We start from the raw sequence: 20191 nt of genomic DNA on the forward strand, positions 1-20191 counted from the left end.
TAATCGTTAACACTTGAAGTCGGCGACCCGCTAAAGCCCGCACTTGCTCTTGTGCGTCGGAAACGGAAAGCGATCGTGCATTACTGCCAAGCAATACCAGGCTTTTCGGGAACAGTTGCTCGCGTGGGATAAAACAGGTTCCGATCGCGATCGTTGTTCGATGATGGGGGAAGCGGTGCGGTTTGCGATCGGTCTTTGGTGGGAATGAATAGATATCAAAATCCACTCCAGCAAACTTACTACTGGGCGACATTGGCAGCTTTTTGACGATGGCGACGAGCCGCAATCCGTTTAGCTAAAGCCAAAGCAGCTTCATTTGCAACATAAGCGTCACTCTTAAGGGCATGGGCAAGTTTCTGAACTTCACTACCTGAGACTGGTTTGGAAACTGTATGCAGTGGGTACTTCATGTAGAAGGTAAACATCAGTGTCACACTTTAAAGTTAACTGACGAAATTGCTTTAAATACTGGGGAAAATGAGTTATTAGTAGGGATAGAAATTTTAGATGCTACACAGGTTTTAGGTACTGGAAGTATGCCTAATGTAGTTCTCGAAAATCTATATTTTACCGTAGTTTAAATAGGAAAGCGAGCGCTCTAATTTTAGCAGTCAAGAGTGGGAGTTCGCGCTCGATTTAAGGGATAGATAAGACGCTCGCAGATATTGAAACGGTTTCCTTAAGTAGCAATGCTCGGTTTTTGGAGACCATCGCTCCCTCTAGACAACAGCAAAAAGCAGGTGGCGAAGCTATAAAATTTAAAATTTTCAGTTAAAAACGCCAAATATCAACTTTTACCTCTCCACTGTGATATGCTCTGTGACACTCTGGGCAAAGTGTCATCATGTTGATTAAATCTGCCGGCCCGTCATCTTTATAAGGGATCAGATGATGTCCGTGCGCTTTCTCAGTAACACGACCACATATCTCACATTCATAACCATCCCTTTGCTTGACCTCTTTCTGTACTTTGATATGCTCTCTTGGTCTTTTTTGACCTGCCATTTTACTTACCCTTTATTTGCTTTTGATTTTTTCCTTCAAACGTTTCCGGGTCAGACCCTAAAATAGAAACTTTGCAGTCGGGCGCGGCGGCTTTAACTGCTTTTACCACTTCGTTAGCAACATGGATGTAGTTTTCATCAGACAGATCGTCAACTTTGATTTTGAGCGACTTTTTTCTCACGCTTTACCTCATTAAGCTGTTAAAGAAAAAACTTGCTTAGCATTCTCATCAGTTGCCCATGCTTCAACTACCCCATCACCATTTGTAATTGTAACTTCCGGTGCTGTAGAAAGTCTGGGTTGCCCATCTTCATCCGGGGCAATGCAGTGAACAAAGACTTCTTCGTTTGGTTTCCGAACAACTACATAAATCTCGCCGTTACTATGCCAAACATTGAGAACTCGATCGCCTTCTTTCAAAATTTTTATGATTAGCCTGTCCTTCATGCTTTCAACTCCTTAAAAAAAATGTGTACCTCTTTCTGACACACTCAATCTACACACATACCGTAACATTAAACTTACGGCTGGTAAACAGGTTCCACCCAAATTGTGGAGAATCCCGACGTAGATGCACGCCCGGCAACTTCTAGAGTCACTTCCAAACAACGTAAAATAGATTGTTTCTGCTTACCATTCTTCGCTTGTGAGCCGGCGGCCCGCTAAGGCCCGGATTTGCTCGTCGGTGTCGGAAACGGAAAGCGATCGCAACAACGGCACAACTCCCGGATTTTCGGGATAATGTTCGATAATCGCTTCGAGGGCTGTAAATCGGGGATTGTAAGCAAAAGAACAGTTTTGATTGTCAACATCGCTCAAAGCTCGATCGCGCAAAAACTCAAACATTCCCAGTTCGTCTTTCCATCCCCGGATTAACTCTACCAGAGCCATCGCCCGCACCTGCGAATCTCGATCCTTTTGAGCTCTAATTTTCAGCCACTCGAAAGTTTGAGACTGATTTGTCCAGCCCCGGGCTAACTTTTGCAAAGCCATTTGCCTGACGCCCGGACTCGGATCGCCCTCTGCTTTAGCCGTAAGCAGCATCGAAGTTTCAGCACCCAAAGGCCAGTTGTGAGCGAGTTCCTGCACCGCAGCTTGCCGCACCAGCGCTTCTGCAGAATCAAGCTGAATTTTCAGCCAAGGCAAGGTTTCCGGGTCGTCGGGCCACCCCCGCACGATCGCCCGCACCAGCACGCTCAGCAGGTGAGAATCTTGCTCCGACTCGACCAGGCTTTTGAGGAAAGGCAGGGTCTCGGCCCGCACTGACCAGCGTCTTGCTATCTCTTCCACCGCAGTTTCTCGGACGTTCAGGTGTCTGTCTGACTCGGCGAGTTTTTGCAACCAAGCAAAGACTTCGAGACTCGGTGACGGCAGTGCGGCGACTGCTTTCACTACTACTTGCCGCACAGTCCAGTAATCCTCGGAATCAGCTATTTTTTGCAGCAGGGGCAGGGTTTCTGGGTGGTCGGGCCAACCTGCAGCGATCTCGTGCAGGGCGATTTCGCGCAGTTCGGCGTCGCGATCGCCCACTGCTATATTTGTCAAAAAAGTCAGAGTTTCCGGGTTCAAGGGCCAGGCAGAGGCAATTGCTTGCACTGCTGCCCGCCGGACGCTCGAACTCGCGTCGGACTCGGCTTTAGTTTTCACCAGCGGGTAAATGTCTGGTTCGCGGTGCCAGCGCCTGGCCAATTCTTCTAACGCTGCTGTCCGCACTTCTTTGCTGCTGTCGGATTCGGCTAGGCTTTTCAGCAGCAGGCAAACGTCGGCCGCGGCGGGCCAGCCCGCTGCCAACTCCCGCACCGCTACTGTTCGCAGGGTAGAACTTCCTGTCTGGGCAAGGTTTTTGAGCAGGGACGCCGTGCCTGAAACGCTGTGCCAACGTCTGGCTATTTCTTGCCACGCACAGACTCGCACTCCCAAATTTTCGTCGGATTCGGCGGCGGTTCTCAGCAGCGGCAAGGTATCTGTTCGATCGGGCCAATTAGAGGCTAACTGTTCCAGTGCGCAGGTGCGGACTGCGGGACTTCGATCGGACTTCGCCAGGGCACTCAGCAGCGGCAAGGTATCCTTCGTGTCGGGCCAACCCGAAGCGATTTCTCGGACACAGGTCGATCGCACTGCCCAGCTTCCATCGGATTTGGCGAGTTTTTTGAGCATCAGGTAAATTTCTGGCTCGTCGGGCCAACCGCGGGCTATTGCTTCGACTGCTGTGGCCCGGACTTCGCCAAAGTCGCTGGAGTGAGCGAGTATTTTCAGCCAGGGCAGGGTTTGCGGGTCGTTTTTCCAAGTTTGGGCGATCGCCGCGATCGATTGCTCGCGAATTTGATAAGTTTCCTGCAATTCTTGAGCGCTTTGATAAAGAATCAGGAAACCTGTGCCGTATTGCGATAACTTTTTTAAAGCCTTTAACAGTTTTTTTTCTGTTGTTTTCTTGACACCATTTTTAACTTTTAACACGCATTGCGCTGCTAAAAACAAATTAATAAATTTTTTTTCTTGACCGTTTTGATCGGTCAGATATTCTATAATTTCGCTTGCTGTTGCTTTGTCAAGCTTGGCTGCAATTTCTCTAAGGACTTCGTGCAAAGATTCGTCCCGCCAGTGCTGGCAGAAAACTTGTGTGTTGAGATCCCCCCAAGTCAGTTGACCGATTTGGAGTTTTGCGTGGATTAACTCTGCCACTGTCTGGGGATTATTTTCCGAAACAAGTTTTTTTAACAACATACCGATTTCCTGCCCCCTGGAGTTTGTTTGCATTTAAAATCCTCGCATCAGCTCCGGTATTAGTTTATAGTTTTTTGAGCGAGCCGGGAGTAGGGAGCCGATGGACTCTATTTTAGATCAAAAATATTGACTCTGGAGCACCCCAATGTAAAATCCGCCATCACCCATAGGAATGTGAGGTGGTGGCGGATGGCGATCGAACAATTAAGCCGCTGAATCTAGCTAACAGCTACTTGGACGCGATCGGCAGCAACCCGAACCGTAAAAGTCGGAATTTTTACCGTTTCATCGTCCAAACACTGGCCCGTAGCCAAGCTAAAATTCTGCTTGTAAATCGGAGAAGCAACTTTCAAAGTGCCGCTGCGATCGCCCACAAGTCCCCGCGACAACACAAAAGCCTTGCTAAACGGATCGTAATTGCCGATCGCATACACTTCATCCCCGTTTCCCACTCGGAAAATCGCCACTTGTTCCCCTGCAACTAAAGCGCAAACTCCGGTATTCGGGGCGATCGCATCCAGAGAACACACATCTACCCAAGTAGTCACAGTATCCGAAACTTGTAATGATTGAACCATCTTCTTTTCCTGTTAATTTACTTTAATCTCGTTCCCAGCCGGAGACTGGGAACGTAGGTTTCGAGGCTCTGCCTCGCGGAAGGAGGCTCTGGCTCACGGTTCGAGGAGGCAGAGCCTCCGGGAATTCATTCCCAGGCAGAGCCTGGAAGATTAAATCTTGCTCCCTCCCCTTAACAAGGGGAGGGCTGGGGAGGGGTTATCTTGCTCCCTCCCCTTAGTAAGGGGAGGGCTGGGGAGGGGTTATTCCGAAACTCCAGCCAGAGCCTTTTCATATTCGTAAGCAGGCCGCGTTTGTCCCCGTTCCGCAACACGAACAATACTCGGATCGGGCAAATCGGAATTCACAAAATGCTGGAACCGCTGCACCTTTTGTGGGTCTTCAATGGTCGTTTTCCACTCGCATTGATAAGTATTCACTAAATGTTCCATCTGCGCTTCCAGCTCAGCACAAATGCCCAGAGAATCCTCAATTATCACCTGTTTCAAGTATTCAATCCCGCCCTCAAGCTTGTTAAACCAAGTAGCAGTGCGTTCCAATCTATCCGCCGTGCGGATGTAGAAAATCAAAAAGCGATCGATATACTTAATCAAAGTTTCCTTATCGATATCCGCAGCCAGCAAAACCGCGTGCTGCGGCTTAATTCCCCCGTTGCCGCACACGTACAAATTCCAGCCGTTTTCCGTAGCAATGATCCCAAAATCTTTGCTTTGAGCTTCCGCGCATTCGCGAGTGCAGCCAGAGACAGCAGATTTGAGCTTGTGGGGCGATCGCAAACCGCGATACCGCAATTCAACTTCGATCGCCAAACTCGTAGAATCCTGCACCCCAAACCGGCACCAAGTGCTACCCACACAAGATTTTACAGTACGCAGAGCCTTACCGTAAGCGTGTCCCGACTCAAATCCCGCATCAATCAACCGACGCCAAATATGCGGCAATTGATCCACGCGAGCTCCAAACAAATCAATCCGTTGCCCGCCAGTAATCTTAGTATAAAGCCCAAAATCCCTGGCAACTTCTCCCAAAACAATCAACTTATCCGGCGTAATTTCTCCACCGGGTACTCGCGGCACCACCGAATAAGTACCGTCGCGCTGAATGTTTGCCAAAAAGTAATCGTTCGTATCTTGCAAACCGACGTGAGACTTCTCTAAAATATGGTCATTCCAAGTAGAAGCCAGCATCGAACCAACAGCAGGCTTGCAAATTTCGCAACCCTTACCTTTGCCGTGTCTTTCAATTAACTCATCAAAGCTTTTAATCTCTTGAGAGCGCACTAAATGGTACAATTCTTGACGGGAATATTCAAAATGTTCGCAGAGGTGATTTTTGAGAGCAAACCCGGCTTTCTTCATCTCAGACTTGAAGATATCTGTCACCAAAGGCACGCACCCGCCGCACCCCGTACCAGCTTGAGTGCATTTCTTGACGCTGGCAACATCGGTTAAATTGCGATCGCGAATCGCTTCACAAATCTGCCCTTTACTGACATTATTGCAAGAACAAATTTGAGCCGAATCCGGCAAACTGTCCACACCCAAGCCAGCAGATGCTGCGCCCGATCGCGGTGGCATTAACAAATCTTCAGGATGCGGCGGCAGAGCAATTTCATTTTGCATGAATTGCAGCAAAGTGCCGTAAGCAGAAGCATCTCCAACGAGCATCCCGCCTAAAATCCGGCTGCCATCTTGATTTAAAACTAATTTTTTGTAGATACCTTGGAATGTGTCAGCAACAGCAATTTCTTTAGCATCGGGAGAATTGGCAAAAGCATCACCAAAACTAGCAACATCCACTCCCAAAAGTTTTAGTTTAGTGGACATATCCGCACCTGTAAAAGTGCTAGTGCAGGCATCTTGCCTGTCATCCGCTGCACTGCTCAAAATATCCGCTGCTACGCTTGCCATTGTATACCCAGGCGCAACTAAGCCGTAGATACGACTTTGATAAAGCGCGCATTCTCCGATCGCATAAATGTCAGGATCGGAGGTTTGGCAGCTATCATTAATCACAATGCCGCCGCGTTCTCCTACTTCTATACCGCAACTTCTGGCAATTTCGTCGCGGGGGCGAATGCCAGCAGAAAAGACAATCATATCTGTTGCCAATTCCGAACCGTCAGCAAACAGCATTTTAGTAACTTTGCCATCTTCGCTAACAATTTCTGTTGTAGATTTGCTGGTGTGAACCGAAACCCCCAACTCTTCTATTTTGCTGCGGAGAATTGCACCGCCAATTTCGTCAACTTGCACGGGCATCAGCCGCGAAGCAAACTCAACTACGTGAGTTTTCAAGCCCATATTTTGCAGCGCGTTAGCACATTCTAGACCTAACAAACCGCCGCCAATTACTACGCCAACTCGGCAATTTTTAGCATGATCGGACATCGCCTCCAGGTCGTCAATTGTCCGGTAAACAAAAGTGCCTGTAGCGTCTTTGCCTTTAATTGGTGGCACAAATGGATAGGAACCAGTCGCGAGAACAATTTTGTCGTAGGGAACTTCTAAACCGTTGGCTGAAGAAACTATTTTTTGTTCCCGATTGATGGCGACTGCTTTGTCGCCGATGTGAATCTTTATGTCATTTTCGTGATAAAATCCCGGTGCAACTAAAGATAAGTCTCCCGCTGTTTTGCCAGAGAAAAATCCGCTGAGGTTTACGCGATCGTAAGCAACGCGCGGTTCTTCACAGAAAGTAATTAAATTCCAGTGTTTGGTAGCATCCGAGCTCACCATTAACTCTAGGAACTTGTGACCTACCATGCCATTGCCGATTACAATGAGGTTTTTTTTGGCTGTCATTAGAATCTCTTTCATCCCGTTTATCAGTCGTTGAGTTTATTAATATAAGACTTTATTGTAAAGTTTTGTACTTATATATACAAAAAATCGATTTTTATGCAATTGTCGAATACTTCCGATTGCATTTTTGCATGATGTCTGCGATCGACCGATTTTAGATTTTAGATTTTAGATTTTAGATTTTAGATTTACTCTACAGTTAATTCGGGTGCGTCAGTCGATTTTAGATTTTAGATTTTAAATTTACTCCAGAGTTAATTCGGGTGCGTCAGTCGATTTTAGATTTTAGATTTTAGATTTACTTCACAGTTAAGTAGGGTGCGTCGCGTAAGTCTTTTTGACAAAACGATTAACATTTTACTGTGACGCAGCTTACAGTTTTCTAATTTTTAATTATTATTTAAGCTCCCATACCGGAATACTGCTTCAAACCTTGCCGCCGTCGATTTTAGATTTTAGATTTTAGATTTTAGATTTACTCCACAGTTAAGTAGGGTGCGTCACGTCTTTTTGACAAAACGATTAACATTTTTACTGTGACGCAGCTTACAGTTTTCTAATTTTTAATTATTATTTAAGCTCCCATGCCAGAATACTGCTTCAAACCCTGCCGCCAAAGCCAGCGATTCCACACAAAAAACACCGCACTCCAACCCAACATTACCAACAAACCCCGGCCTACATCTACGGGCAATCCGATCAAGATTGAAGCGGGAAAATGAATCAAATAAGGAAACGGCATCCACAAAACTACTTCGCGCACGGGTGCGGGAAACACTTCTAGCGGCGCGATAAGTCCCGATAAAAATAGATAAATTAAAAACCAGAATTGTTCGATCGCACTTGCCCTTTCCAGCCAAAAAGCAAACAGCGCAAAGGTATACTGGATCGAGAACCGCAAGCAAAAAGCCAAGACGACAACCAACAAAAACAGCAAAAACCTGCCCAAACTCGGCAGCCAAAAAGCCTGCGGGTAAAGTGCAAAAAACAGCAGCACTAATCCGCCTACAAACGGCAGCCTCGCAAACCTTTCGGAAACGTGAGATGCAATGTGATGCCATACGGGATCGAGAGGCTGCAACAATCTATTAGATAGCGTGCCTTGCACTACTTCCTTTTCAAACTCCCAAATCACCCAAACTACATTTGTTTGTTTCACAATGAAAGCCGCTAAAAAATAACGGGCAAAGTCGATCGACTTCAGCGCAAATTCACCAGTTTCGGCCGCCTGCATCCAGACGCCCATCAAGATAAACGGCAAAACTCCCGACAGCGCCCACAAAAACAATTCCGCCCGGTATTCGAGCATATAAGCGTAGTAGGTAACTAGCAAAGTTTTACTAATTCTCAAAAATTTGTTCATATAGCATCTCAATAAATCCTGTAGATTTATAGTTATATCGTGTCCGGTGAATTGCCCGCGATCGAATTCTGTTGCCTGGTGGGGGCGGGTCGATCTAGATTATTAGTCTGCCGGAATAGATAGTTGACTAAACCCGCCCCTACAAGTATTGTGGTTAATTTAACCGCACCAAATTTTCGGCGCAGTCAATTAAATTTTTCCAGTGCGAAAAACTCGCCCAATCACCTCTTCAATGGGCGGATCCGTAACAGTCAAATCTATCACTTCTAACTCCGCCAAAATCTTTGCCACGCTTACCGTCAGCTCCTCCCTTTTGACCAAAAGTCGCACTGAATTTCCCTCAATTGATTCTACCTCTCCGTAAGCAAAAGCGCTATCTTTTGCCAGCGGATGGGCTAATTTTACCTGAACTTCCCGATAAGGTGCAAACCTGTCGAGCAATCCGTCCAAACTGCCATCATAAACTAATTGCCCTTCATGGATCAATAAAACGCGCTTGCACAAAGCAGTAATGTCAGCCATGTAATGGCTCGTCAACAGCACCGTTGCTTGATAGCGCTCGTTATATTCTCGCAGAAATTGCCTGACGCTAAACTGTGCGTTTATATCCAAACCTAAAGTCGGTTCATCTAAAAATAATACCTCCGGCTGGTGCAGCAGCGCTGCCATCAATTCAGCTTTCATGCGTTCGCCCAAAGACAGCTTGCGCACCGCCTGATTTAACTTGCCTTCTAGTGACAGCATTTCTGTCAATTCTCCGACTCGCCGCCGATAATCTGTATCGGGAATGCCGTAGACAGCGGCATTGATTCGCAGAGAGTCAAGCACGGGTAAATCCCAAATTAACTGCTGTTTCTGCCCCATCACTAACGTGATTCTTTGCAGAAAATCTGCTTCGCGACGAAAAGGAGTGCGATCGCACACTCTCACAGTACCAGCAGACGGATAAATCAAACCAGTCAGCATTTTCAGCGTAGTAGTTTTGCCCGCACCGTTAGCGCCGAGAAACCCCACCACTTCCCCAGGTTCAATGCTGAAAGAAACGCCCTCAACTGCTTTGACATTGCGGTACGTGCGCCTGAAAAAGTGTCCCACTGTTCCTTTAAGTCCCGGTTCTTTAATCGCTACTGGATAAACTTTGCTCAAGTCTTCAACTAAGATAATTGGCATCGGCTCAAATTTTAACTTTTATTTTAATCTAGGATACTTCCATCAGGGTTGTGCCAAGATGGAGCGATAGAGCTCTCAAGTAGGGTGCGCCAGCGAGTGCTCGATCGCGTGGAGAAAGTAACTGTGTTCTGGCGCACCCAACTCAGCTTTAGAATATTGCAAAATATTCACGATCGCATACATCGCACAAAGTTTACAACTATGGTACTCACGCCCGATAATTCAGGCATCTCTCGTTTGGTAGGAGACAATTCTCCTGAAAATATTACACTTGCACCAGGACAACTTGCTAGTTTTCCTGGGGGACTTTGGATGCTGGGCGGCAATGATACTGTCAGGGGATCGTCAGATGCAGAACGGATTTTCGGCAACGATGGTAAAGACAGTCTGTTAGGCGGTGCCGGCAGTGATTCTATTTACGGCGGCAAAGATGATGACGATGTTTTGGGAGAAGCTGGTGAGGATACCTTGACAGGAGATAGAAATAGCGATTTCGTTGATGGGGGTGCGGGAAATGATTTGCTGCGCGGTGGACAAGGTAGTGATTTGTTAGTTGGCGGTGACGGTAATGATACTTTAATTGGCGACCGAGATGTGGATATTTACAAAGGTGGTGGGGGGAGGGATGTCTTTGTTTTTAGAGTCGATCAAGCGGGAATCAGAGTAGCTGGAATTGAAGTTCCTGACGCGCTAATTGTGGATTTTGATAAGTCTAACGATTCGATAGGAATTAGTGGGCAATTTACCAGCAGCAATATCTCCTTTGAACAGGTAAGTTATAGCTTAAACGATCCGAGACTGCTGCTGCTCAATCCTGGAACTATAGCGGGGGGAACGAGTTTGTTAGCCAAGGGCGGCATCTCGCAGCAAAGTCTCGATCCCGATGGCAATGGCCGCGTGGAAGCTACTAATATGAGATTCGGTTTTACTAATGCTTTGTTGGGTACTGTGTTGAACGTGACCCCAGCCGATTTAAAGGATCGTTTTATTAGTGCTAATTCTTTGCTTTAATTCGTTGCTTATATATCTCTAGTAGGGTGCGCACTGCGCACTGCGCACCTTACCGATTACGCATTATCTAACTCACCGTCAAAACTGCGCGATAGCGCACTTGATTGTCGCGGACTTTCTGCATGGCTTCATTCGCTTGTGCGATCGCAAAAACTTCGATACTCGGCTCAATCTCAAACTTCTCTGCAATTGCCAGCATTTGATTAATCATAGCGCGACCGCCGATCGGCGAAGCCATAATTCGGCGCCGCTTTGCCAGCAGCGAAAATAACGGAATACTCAAAGGTGCGTCGGGAACTCCCACAAAAGCAAGCGCACCGTCAGAATCGAGAAAATCAATGTACGGAACCCAATCTAAAGCAGCAGGAACAGTGCTCAACAAAATATCTAATTTGCTGCTGGGCGCTTGAGGAGTTTCGCCTTTTCCTACTACAATAGCTTCGTCCGCCCCCATTTTATGTGCAAATTCAGCCTTATCTTGGGAAGTAGTAAAAACTGTAACGCGGTTGCCTAATTTTTTCGCAAATTGCACCGCCATGTGTCCCAAACCGCCGATGCCGAGAATGCCAATTTCTTGCCCGGAACTCATCCCGGCATTCCGCAAACCGGCGTAAACCGTAATTCCGCCGCACAACAGCGGCCCCGCTATTTGGGAATCGATGCCTTTGGGAATAGGAAAAGCAAAGCGGGAATCTACCATCAAATAATCGGCAAAACCGCCGGGGCCTGTAACAATTAATTCCTGCTTTTCATCGCAGAGATTTTCGTTACCGCGCAAGCAGTCGCGGCATTGCAAACAAGACGACCTTTGCCAGCCGACACCAACGCGATCGCCCACTTTTAAATGAGTCACTTGCGGTCCTATTTCTGCCACTTCTCCGATAACTTCGTGGCCCGGAACGAGGGGATATTTTGATTGACCCCAATCGTTGTCAATCATGTGCAAGTCAGAGTGAAAAATGCCGCAAGTTAACACTTTTATCAGACATTCATGTACTTTTGGAGGTGCGACATCGAATTTGTATTCTTCAAGCAATCCCCCGGTTTTTTTAACGGCCAGTGCTTTGATTTGCATGGTGGTATTTCCTGGTTTGCTTGCCATTATAGTGTTCGGGGCGGGTTTAACAGTCTCTTTCTTTAGTTGTATATATTCAAGTGAAGTGGCCCCTAGGACTTAGGCGCGTTACTAATAATTTGTCGGGTGCTTATGGCGCACCTTACCCATTACCCATTACCAATTAGGATGATAACTTGCCCTTTTCCATCGCCCACTGCATCAAACCGGGGAACAACCGATAAGCTTCCGACGCCACAAAAGCAGAGCCGACTGTAACTTCTGCACGCTGATTTTTCACAGCATCCCAGATAGCTTTAGCAATATCTTCCGGCTGATTAGTCCAGTCAGATTTCAGCATTTCGGTCATTTTCTGGCGGCGCAATTCGACTGCGGGCTCGTCTCGCTCGCGAAATTGAGCTCTTTCTAAAAAATCACTGTTAATCATGCCCGGATGCACGGCGCAAACGTGAATGCCTTGAGGCGCTAATTCCAATCGCAAAGTTTCTGTTAAACCGGTTACTGCATATTTGCTGGCGCAATAAGCAGTCATGTGAGGCAAGGGCATTTTGCCACCAATGGAACCAACATTGACTATTGTCCCAGCTTTTCGTTGCAGAAAATGTGGCAAAATTTCTTGAATTGTGTTAACGCATCCCCAAAAATTGGTATTCATTAATTGCTGCCAGTCTTCGGAGGTAGTGTGCTCGATCGCCCCCGCGAGACAAATGCCGGCATTGTTAACCAAAACATCGATGTTGCCGCAGGCATCTAGGGCTTTTTGGACGATCGCGCGCACTTGTTGAATGTCGCCAACATCCCCCGGGATAGCTACAGCCGAAGTGCCTTCTCGCTGCACTTGAGCCGCTGCTGCTGCCAATCTTTCTGGCTGCCGAGCCACCATCACCACATCGTAACCTTTACTTGCAAATAAAAGTGCTGTTGCTTTGCCGCTTCCGCCAGAAGCGCCTGTAATCAAAACTGTAGGAGCCATCGATAGTTATAAATTGTAAGGGGGGAAATCGTTTCCGGGGGTATTGAAACTATAACAGAGGTAATCTAATTTTAGGCGCGCTCTACATTAATATTTCTTGAGTATAGCAATTTTCTGTGATTTGCGGTGAGGCTTTTTTTAAACGAACCGCGAAGGCGCGAAGGACACGAAGGAAGAGAGAAGATGAGAGGAGAAGAAGAGAATAGAAATTATTCATAATTTGTGCGAAAATTGCTTTGTAAATTTTCCCAATGCCCTGTTTGGCCAATGCCCAATGCCTAAAAAATGAATCTTCCGAAACAACCGCCGAATTGGTCGATCGCCCTAGTGTTAATTATTGGCGTTTTAGCCGTCTCAACTTCGTCAATCTTAATCCGGCTGGCTAACTTGGAAGCAGGGGCGGGCGGCTTCGGTTTCAGTCTGGTACTTGCGGCCTCTCGCCTGACTTTATCTGCTTTAATTCTGCTTCCGGCTTGGCCGAAAATTCAGTGGAACGCCCTGCAACCGGGAGCTCGGCGCTATGCTGCTGCTGCGGGTTTGTGTCTCGCCCTGCACTTTGCCCTCTGGATTACCTCACTTTCTTATACTTCGATCGCCGCCTCGACTGCCCTCGTTACCACTAATCCTGTCTGGGTAGCGCTGTTGTCGCGCTTCTGGTTTGGAGAAAAACTCAGCAAAATGTCGATCGTTGGTATTACTATAGCCCTTGCTGGGGGAATGGCGATCGCCCGAGGTAGCGCGGGCGCAGCTAATGCCGGCAGCAGCCAACTGCTGGGCGATTTCCTCGCTCTGGCTGGTTCCTGGGCCGTCAGCTTGTATTTGCTGCTGGGCCGGGAAGCTCAGCGGCGGGGACTGGGAATTGGTGGCTATATCGCGATCGCCTATACTGTTGCTGCGATCGTCCTGCTGCCTCTCCCCTTCCTCTTCGGCACCAGTTATACCGATTATCCGCACATTGTATATCTTTATATTTTGTTAACGGCCGCTTTGCCTCAATTAGTCGGCCACACCATTTTGAACTGGGCTGTAGTGCAGATTTCCCCAACACTGGTAACTCTTGCCATCTTGTTTGAACCGGTGGCGGCGAGTTTTTTGGGTTATTTGCTGTTTGGGGAAGTGCCGGCGCAGGCGGTACTCGCAGGTGCTGCGGTGCTGCTGTTGGGGGTAGCAACCGCTACCGTCGGAGCCAAAAAAATCACAGTCAACAGTTAACAGTTAACATATTTCAACATTGCCACGAAAGTTGCCGTGAGTCAGAATAAAACAGATGAGGGTTTAAAAACAAAAATAACTCGTCAGTTAAATATCCGTTCCAAACTATCAAATGTCTGGCTAATGACTAATGACTAATGACTAATGACTAATGACTAATGACTAATGACTAATGACTAATGATACTCGGGTGCCTTTCGGAGAATAAAATTATGCTGCCAGAACAACTACAGCGCATCATCGGGTACTTTCTCGAAGAAGCCGCAGACCACCTCCAAATCATCGAACAAGGCTTGCACGGCCTGCAAAACACCGTGCCAGCTCCCCAAAGCATACACCACCTGATCCGAGCCTCGCACTCGATTAAAGGGGGAGCCGCTATGCTCGGATTTAGCAGCATTCAGCGAATTGCCCATCGCTTCGAGCATTATTTAAAACTGCTCCGAGAATGTCCGATCGCCGTTGATAGCAGGCTGCAATCGCTGTTAATCGAAGTTTTTGATATTTTAGCAGCCCTCGTATACAAGGTTTCTAAGGATTTTGGGCTCAACCACGAAGAGGCAAACCAACTCCTCTCCCTCGCGGAAGCGGTTTTTGACGAACTCGACGCTTACCTGAGAGTGCTGATTCCCACTCGCCTGACTGTCAGAGCTACTACGGACGAACATATTCACGTTTTCTCCGGTTACTGCACTTCACTGGGCGAATTTTCCTCGGCTATTGTCTCGCGCGTCGGTTTGCTGGGAGGCACTATTACCCGCCACGAGCACGAAGGCTTGGGCATACGCCTTTGTATTGACATTTACCTGCCGCCTTACACCAGGATCGAAAACATCCGCCAAGCTGTCGAACTCTCAGGCGCTATTATCGGGACTGTTCAGACGCAGCGCGACTTTTCGCTGCTGGCGACAGGAGATTATCCGGTTTACCAAAGTGCGATCGAACGTCCCGAAATTTGCACCGGATGCCGCTACTATTACGGCAGAAGGGACGGCGGCTACCTGCTCAACTGCACGATCCATCCCCGCGGCCCGGAAACAGAAGATTGTCGCGATCGCGAACCGGAATAAGCATTAGAAAATCTGGACTATGAACCCAGATTTGGAACCAGGGAAAACTTTCTTGTCAAACGAATATTCTCCCTGATATCTTTCACATTGCCCCCGGCTAAATTCTTTTTTAGTTGCTAGATAACTAAATCCTTCTCTCCAAGATAACTAAATCCTTCTTCCTTCTGAAAGCTCCCCTAACAACTGATACCGCAACTCGAATTAATTGCATCATGCTTGCAGGATGAGCGATCGCCCAGACATTAATTGTCAGACAAGTGATTGCCATAACTAGCAAGATGTATGTCGGAGGCATTACTACCCCGATCGCGAACCAGGTAAAAACGTGAAATATCATTGCTGTCGCCCAAAGGCTGGCCACAACCACAGACGCCCAAACTTGTATTCGAGGTCGGTTTAGTCCTGTCAAAATCGCTGTCTGCAAAGTAGTCAGCAAGTTTGCCGGAACTAAAAAGGCACAGATAGCTATGCAGTAGGTATGAGAAAACTCAGTAACTGTATTGAAGTCGAGCATTAGTCTAATTGTCGGGCCTATTGGATATACTGAAAGAGCTTAACGTGACTTGACTTTCAGAGCTTGTCACCCTTACTTTAACTTAATATTTTCGTCAGTAGGCCGCTCTGGAGACGCATTTCTCTCCCCCTTTTCCTGCTGGCCAAATTTTACCACAAATATTAAATTTGTGAAAAATCATTAAAACTTCTTGAACAATGGCAATAATTTCTGCGATAATTAACGTCGGGGATCAAGGGTATACAAAAGCCAAGTCGGTAAAAAGATCTAAAAGGCTCAGGCCGGTCTCGCAGCAACACAACGGCAGGCAGATTTTCGACTCAATCATTGAAGCCTCGTCGATTCTCGGATGATTGATTGTCAGCGTCTGTCAAAAGATCGAGCCGTTATGCGATCGAACAAGATGAGATTATTATAGAAAAGCCTATTTGATCTCACATCTAAAACCAATAGAACCATCTCGAATTTTTACATCGGAAAATAAAGAAAATGGCTCCACAAATCACAATTCCCGCGCTCGAAGAAGTTGACTTGACAAACTGCGATAGAGAACCCATTCACATATCGGGACACATTCAGCCACACGGGGTGCTACTTGTTGTACGAGAACCTCAACTAGAAATACTGCAAGTCAGCGAAAATACGCTGCATTTGTTAGGAGTCGCTCCAGAAAGTGCGATCGGTCAAGATTTGAGCTTATTATTCGATCCAGTTCAACTAGAAAAACTCAAGGCCTGTTTGCGGAATGAAAACTTAAAAACCGTCAATCCCATTAAACTCTATGTCGAAAGACCAGGTAAATCTTTAGAATTTGACTGCATCCTTCACCGAGTACAAGAAGTGTTGATGGTTGAGTTAGAATTAGCCACTAACCCAGAAAATCTTTCGGTTTTTAGCTTTTATCATTCAGTGAGAGCCACTGTCAGCAAAATTCAAAGCGCCAAAAACCTCAAGGACTTATGTCAGGTGACTGTAGAAGAAATCAGGCAAATATCGGGGTTTGATAGAGTTATGGTCTATCAATTTGACCCCGAAGGCAACGGCGCTGTGATCGCTGAAGACAAAGCAGAAAAGCTGAGTCCTTTCTTAGGATTAAACTACCCCAGCTCAGATATTCCCAAACAAGCCAGACAACTGTATTCGTTAAATTGGCTGAGGTTAATCCCAGATATTAATTATCAACCAGTCCCCATTGTTTCAGGAAAAAATGCTGTTACCACCCAGACCCGAGACCTCAGTTTCAGCGTGTTGAGAAGCGTTTCTCCCATTCACATAGAATACCTGCAAAATATGGGCGTTGCAGCTTCCATGTCAATCTCGTTAATCAAAGACAAAAAACTGTGGGGATTGATTGCTTGCCACAACTATACACCAAAATACCTCAACTATGAATTGCGCGCAGCCTGCGAATTTATCGGGCAAGTAATGTCCTTAGAACTGGAATCAAAAGAAGGAAACGAAGACTACGACTACAAACTACACTTAAAATCTCTTCAAACCAAAATTTTTGAAGACATATCCACCTCCGAAAACTTGTCACAAGTGTTAGTTAAATGTCAGCATAATTTGCTAGAAGCAGTCAACGCCCAGGGAGCAGCAATAGTATTTGGAGACAATTGCTATCGAGTCGGGCAAACACCTCAGGGAGAATCGCTCAAATACTTAACTCAGTGGGTGGAAAAGCACCTAAACCAAGAAGTTTTTTATACAGACTCGCTGACCAAATGCTATCCAGAAGCTGAGGAATTTAAAGACACGGCCAGCGGGTGTTTGGCCATAGCAATATCGCCGACTCAGAAAATATACGTTTTGTGGTTTCGCCCGGAAGTAATTAAGACCGTAAATTGGGCGGGCAACCCCAACAAACCCTTTCAAACAGATGAAGATGGCAACCATCGACTGTCTCCTCGGAAATCCTTCGAGCTGTGGAAAGAAAATGTGAGGTACAAATCGTTGCCTTGGAAACAATGCGAAATAGACGCAGCATTGGAACTGAGAAAAGCAATGATTAATATAGTGCTGTGCCAAATCGACAAACTCGAAAAATTAAATAGAGCACTAGAAGAATCAGTCGCCAGAGAACGCGAAAAAACAGCTCATTTAAAAACAGCGATGTCCGAGCTTAAGCGGGCGCAAACTCAATTGGTGCAAAGCGAAAGAATGTCAAGTTTGGGCCAGTTGGTGTCGGCGGTAGCTTATGAAGTCACTAACCCGATTAACTTCATATACGGAAATCTTAGCTATGCCAACGAATACAGTCAAAAAATGATCGATTTATTGCAGCTTTACGAGCAGCACTCTCCGTCGCATTCGCCTGAAATTCAAGCACAAATAGAAGCAGTAGAATTAGAGTTTATAGTTGAAGACTTACCGAAGTTGCTGGGTTCAATGAAAGTAGGAGCTAACCGCATCCGCGAGATAGTTCAGTCGCTGCGAAACTTCTCGAGAATTGACGAAGCAGACATTAAACCAGTTGACATTCACGACGGATTGGACAGCGCTTTGCTGATTTTGAGCAACCGACTCAAACCGAAGCCCGATCGCCCAGCAATTCATCTCATCAAAGAATATGGCTCTCTGCCTTTGGTTGAGTGTTACCCAGTTCAAATCAACCAAGTATTTATGAATGTACTGACAAATGCAATTGATGCTCTCGAAGATGCCTTTGTCAACAATAATTTATCGTCGCACTGCGGGGACAAAGAAGAGCGAGTCAAGTGCGGACAAATTCGGATCGTGACTGAAATTTGTCCGGGAGAAAAAGCCGTAGCAGTTCGGATAGAGGACAACGGTTGGGGCATTACCCAAACAGTTCGCCAGAAAATATTTGAGCCGTTTTTTACCACAAAACCTGTGGGCAAAGGTGCGGGGATAGGTTTGACGATTAGCCACGAAATTGTGGTGGAACAACACGGCGGCAAATTGACTTGCATTTCAGCCCCCGGAGACGGAACCGAGTTTATTATTGAGATTCCCTTGAACCAAACTCATCCCAAACCCATTGTGAAGTGAAAAAAAAGTCCGCGCCAGCGTTGTTATCCCGTTCGCGCGCGCCTTCGGGAAGGGTAGGGAATCGCCCAAATTCAAAAATCGAAAATTCAATTAAAATACAAAAGTAGCTAAGTAGATTTGAGCCAATTCTGAGGAAGCGAGTATGACTGAAAAAAAAACCGCCCAATGGGATGCCGGCAGGTTTCTCAAAACCTTGGCTTATTTCGGCGTCATTCCCTTCATTGGCAGCATTAGCTGGCTGCAACAACTCTTTGGAAGCAGCAGCAACACTAAAAAAGAGCAACCCAAACTGATACTGGTAGCCGGTGCCACCGGCGGCGTCGGGAAGCGAGTTGTGAAGCGGCTGCAACAGCGGGGATATAGAGTACGCTGCCTCGTCAGAGATACCAAAAGAGCAACAGAAATTCTCGGCAAAAATGTCGAATTAGTCGAAGGAGATATCACTCTGCCAGAAACCCTAACACCGTTAGTAACCGAGGGCATAGAAGCAGTTATCTGCTGCACCGGCACCAAAGTTCAACCAGTAGAAGGAGACACCCCAACCAGGGAAAAATACTATCAAGGCATGAAATTTTATATGCCGGAAGTTGTCGATGTTCCCGAAATAGTCGAATACAAAGGTCTCAATAATTTAGTGCAAGCTGTTCGCCGCCAGCTAATTCAAGCAGGCGAAAAAACAATTTTTGACTTCACAAAACCCAGCCAAGATTTAAAAGAAACTTGGGGTGCCCTCGACGACATCGTAATGGGCGGCACTAGCGAAAGTTCGATCCGGCTGACAGACAATACAGCTATATTCACAGGCAATGTTTCTACTGCCAACTCGGGCGGCTTTGCTTCAGTGCGTACCCGCAACTTCGATCCTCCGATCGATCTCGCAGGATTTAGCGGCCTCCAACTGCGCGTCAAAGGAGACGGCAAGCGCTACAAATTGATTGTTCGCAACGAAGCTAAATGGGATGGAATTGGCTATTGCTATTCGTTTGATACTGTTTACAATATCTGGATTACTGTCACCGTTCCTTTTGATGAGTTAATTCCAGTATTCCGCGCGAAAACTGTTAAGGATGGCTCTAAATTTGATGGCAGCAGTATTTTTTCTTTTCAGTTAATGTTGAGCAAGTTTGAATATGACGGCGCGCTCAACCCGAAATTTACACCTGGTATTTTTCAACTCGAGTTAGAATCTGTTAAAGCTTATGGGGGACAGAGTTTGCCGCGATTTGTGATGGTGAGTTCGGCAGGAGTTACCCGCCCGGGCCGCCCGGGAATTAACTTGGAAGAAGAACCGCCGGCGGTCAGAATGAATGATATGTTGGGGGGGATTTTGACTTGGAAGTTGAAAGGCGAAGATTGTGTGCGATCGAGCGGCATACCTTATACTGTTGTCAGACCTTGCGCTTTGACTGAAGAACCGGGTGGCAAAGCTTTAATATTTGAGCAAGGAGACAATATTAGGGGCAAAGTCAGTCGGGAAGATATTGCAGAATTGTGCGTGCAAGCCTTGGAACAGCCTCAAGCTTGCAACGTTACTTTTGAGGTGAAAGAGGGGGAAAATGGCAGTCCTCCCGGAGACTGGCAGGGTTTGTTCTCTGGAGTTAAATAACATATAGCACTTCTTAGTAAAATGAGGTACGCTTGGTGATTTATAACTGATTCCCAGGCAAGGCCTGGGAATCAAT

At 46.6% G+C, this 20191-nt stretch carries 18 protein-coding genes; 6 read left to right on the forward strand and 12 right to left on the reverse strand.

The genetic code is table 11. The features are described from left to right. The first annotated feature begins 43 nt into the window (after window positions 1-43). Complete coding sequence (locus QUB61_RS08455; protein ID WP_333130886.1) at window positions 44-208, forward strand: hypothetical protein; 165 nt, start codon at window positions 44-46, stop codon at window positions 206-208. A 31-nt stretch (window positions 209-239) separates the two neighbouring features. On the opposite strand, the gene QUB61_RS08460 is transcribed toward QUB61_RS08455, so the two are convergent. The 9 genes from QUB61_RS08460 to QUB61_RS08500 all read right to left on the reverse strand — a co-directional run bounded on the left by QUB61_RS08460 (window position 240) and on the right by QUB61_RS08500 (window position 9642). After that, on the reverse strand, window positions 240-410 hold the full coding sequence (locus tag QUB61_RS08460) for a hypothetical protein (protein ID WP_333130884.1): 171 nt from the start codon (window positions 408-410) through the stop codon (window positions 240-242). A 361-nt stretch (window positions 411-771) separates the two neighbouring features. Further along, window positions 772-1005, reverse strand: coding sequence for an HNH endonuclease signature motif containing protein (locus QUB61_RS08465; protein WP_333130882.1), 234 nt, complete (start codon window positions 1003-1005; stop codon window positions 772-774). Between the two features lies 1 nt (window position 1006). Beyond that, window positions 1007-1186, reverse strand: coding sequence for a hypothetical protein (locus QUB61_RS08470; protein ID WP_333130880.1), 180 nt, complete (start codon window positions 1184-1186; stop codon window positions 1007-1009). Window positions 1187-1197: 11 nt separating this feature from the next. After that, window positions 1198-1452, reverse strand: a complete 255-nt coding sequence (locus QUB61_RS08475) for a hypothetical protein (protein ID WP_333130878.1) — start codon at window positions 1450-1452, stop codon at window positions 1198-1200. Between the two features lie 183 nt (window positions 1453-1635). After that, on the reverse strand, window positions 1636-3762 hold the full coding sequence (locus tag QUB61_RS08480) for a HEAT repeat domain-containing protein (protein WP_333130876.1): 2127 nt from the start codon (window positions 3760-3762) through the stop codon (window positions 1636-1638). A gap of 185 nt (window positions 3763-3947) precedes the next feature. After that, window positions 3948-4307, reverse strand: a complete 360-nt coding sequence (gene nirD / locus QUB61_RS08485) for a nitrite reductase small subunit NirD (RefSeq protein ID WP_333130874.1) — start codon at window positions 4305-4307, stop codon at window positions 3948-3950. Window positions 4308-4547: 240 nt separating this feature from the next. Then, on the reverse strand, window positions 4548-7109 hold the full coding sequence (gene nirB / locus QUB61_RS08490) for a nitrite reductase large subunit NirB (protein WP_333130872.1): 2562 nt from the start codon (window positions 7107-7109) through the stop codon (window positions 4548-4550). Window positions 7110-7683: 574 nt separating this feature from the next. Beyond that, window positions 7684-8472, reverse strand: coding sequence for an ABC-2 family transporter protein (locus tag QUB61_RS08495; RefSeq protein ID WP_333130870.1), 789 nt, complete (start codon window positions 8470-8472; stop codon window positions 7684-7686). 189 nt (window positions 8473-8661) lie between these two features. After that, a complete protein-coding gene (locus QUB61_RS08500) occupies window positions 8662-9642 on the reverse strand; it encodes an ATP-binding cassette domain-containing protein (protein WP_333130868.1) in 981 nt (326 codons plus the stop codon). Between the two features lie 84 nt (window positions 9643-9726). On the opposite strand from QUB61_RS08500, the gene QUB61_RS08505 reads away from it, so the two are divergent. Beyond that, window positions 9727-10653 (forward strand): calcium-binding protein, encoded by a 927-nt coding sequence (locus QUB61_RS08505; protein WP_333130866.1) that lies wholly within the window; start codon window positions 9727-9729, stop codon window positions 10651-10653. Between the two features lie 67 nt (window positions 10654-10720). On the opposite strand, the gene QUB61_RS08510 is transcribed toward QUB61_RS08505, so the two are convergent. Together QUB61_RS08510 and QUB61_RS08515 are read right to left on the reverse strand one after the other, a co-directional pair. Continuing rightward, window positions 10721-11755, reverse strand: coding sequence for an NAD(P)-dependent alcohol dehydrogenase (locus QUB61_RS08510; protein ID WP_333130864.1), 1035 nt, complete (start codon window positions 11753-11755; stop codon window positions 10721-10723). Window positions 11756-11891: 136 nt separating this feature from the next. Continuing rightward, window positions 11892-12701, reverse strand: a complete 810-nt coding sequence (locus tag QUB61_RS08515) for an SDR family oxidoreductase (RefSeq protein ID WP_333130862.1) — start codon at window positions 12699-12701, stop codon at window positions 11892-11894. A 285-nt stretch (window positions 12702-12986) separates the two neighbouring features. On the opposite strand from QUB61_RS08515, the gene QUB61_RS08520 reads away from it, so the two are divergent. After that, window positions 12987-13913 carry a DMT family transporter gene (locus QUB61_RS08520; protein WP_333130861.1) on the forward strand — a complete coding sequence of 309 codons (927 nt, stop codon included), beginning with the start codon at window positions 12987-12989 and terminating at the stop codon, window positions 13911-13913. Window positions 13914-14125: 212 nt separating this feature from the next. Then, window positions 14126-14983 carry an Hpt domain-containing protein gene (locus QUB61_RS08525; RefSeq protein ID WP_333130859.1) on the forward strand — a complete coding sequence of 286 codons (858 nt, stop codon included), beginning with the start codon at window positions 14126-14128 and terminating at the stop codon, window positions 14981-14983. Between the two features lie 124 nt (window positions 14984-15107). On the opposite strand, the gene QUB61_RS08530 is transcribed toward QUB61_RS08525, so the two are convergent. Beyond that, window positions 15108-15497 carry a hypothetical protein gene (locus QUB61_RS08530; protein ID WP_333130857.1) on the reverse strand — a complete coding sequence of 130 codons (390 nt, stop codon included), beginning with the start codon at window positions 15495-15497 and terminating at the stop codon, window positions 15108-15110. A gap of 489 nt (window positions 15498-15986) precedes the next feature. Between QUB61_RS08530 and QUB61_RS08535 the strand changes: the two genes are divergently transcribed. After that, complete coding sequence (locus tag QUB61_RS08535; RefSeq protein WP_333130855.1) at window positions 15987-18509, forward strand: ATP-binding protein; 2523 nt, start codon at window positions 15987-15989, stop codon at window positions 18507-18509. A gap of 142 nt (window positions 18510-18651) precedes the next feature. After that, complete coding sequence (locus QUB61_RS08540) at window positions 18652-20115, forward strand: CIA30 family protein (RefSeq protein ID WP_333130853.1); 1464 nt, start codon at window positions 18652-18654, stop codon at window positions 20113-20115. Window positions 20116-20191 lie beyond the last annotated feature (76 nt).

The organism is Microcoleus sp. C2D2 (genome assembly GCF_036702495.1).
GTDB lineage: Bacteria > Cyanobacteriota > Cyanobacteriia > Cyanobacteriales > Microcoleaceae > Microcoleus.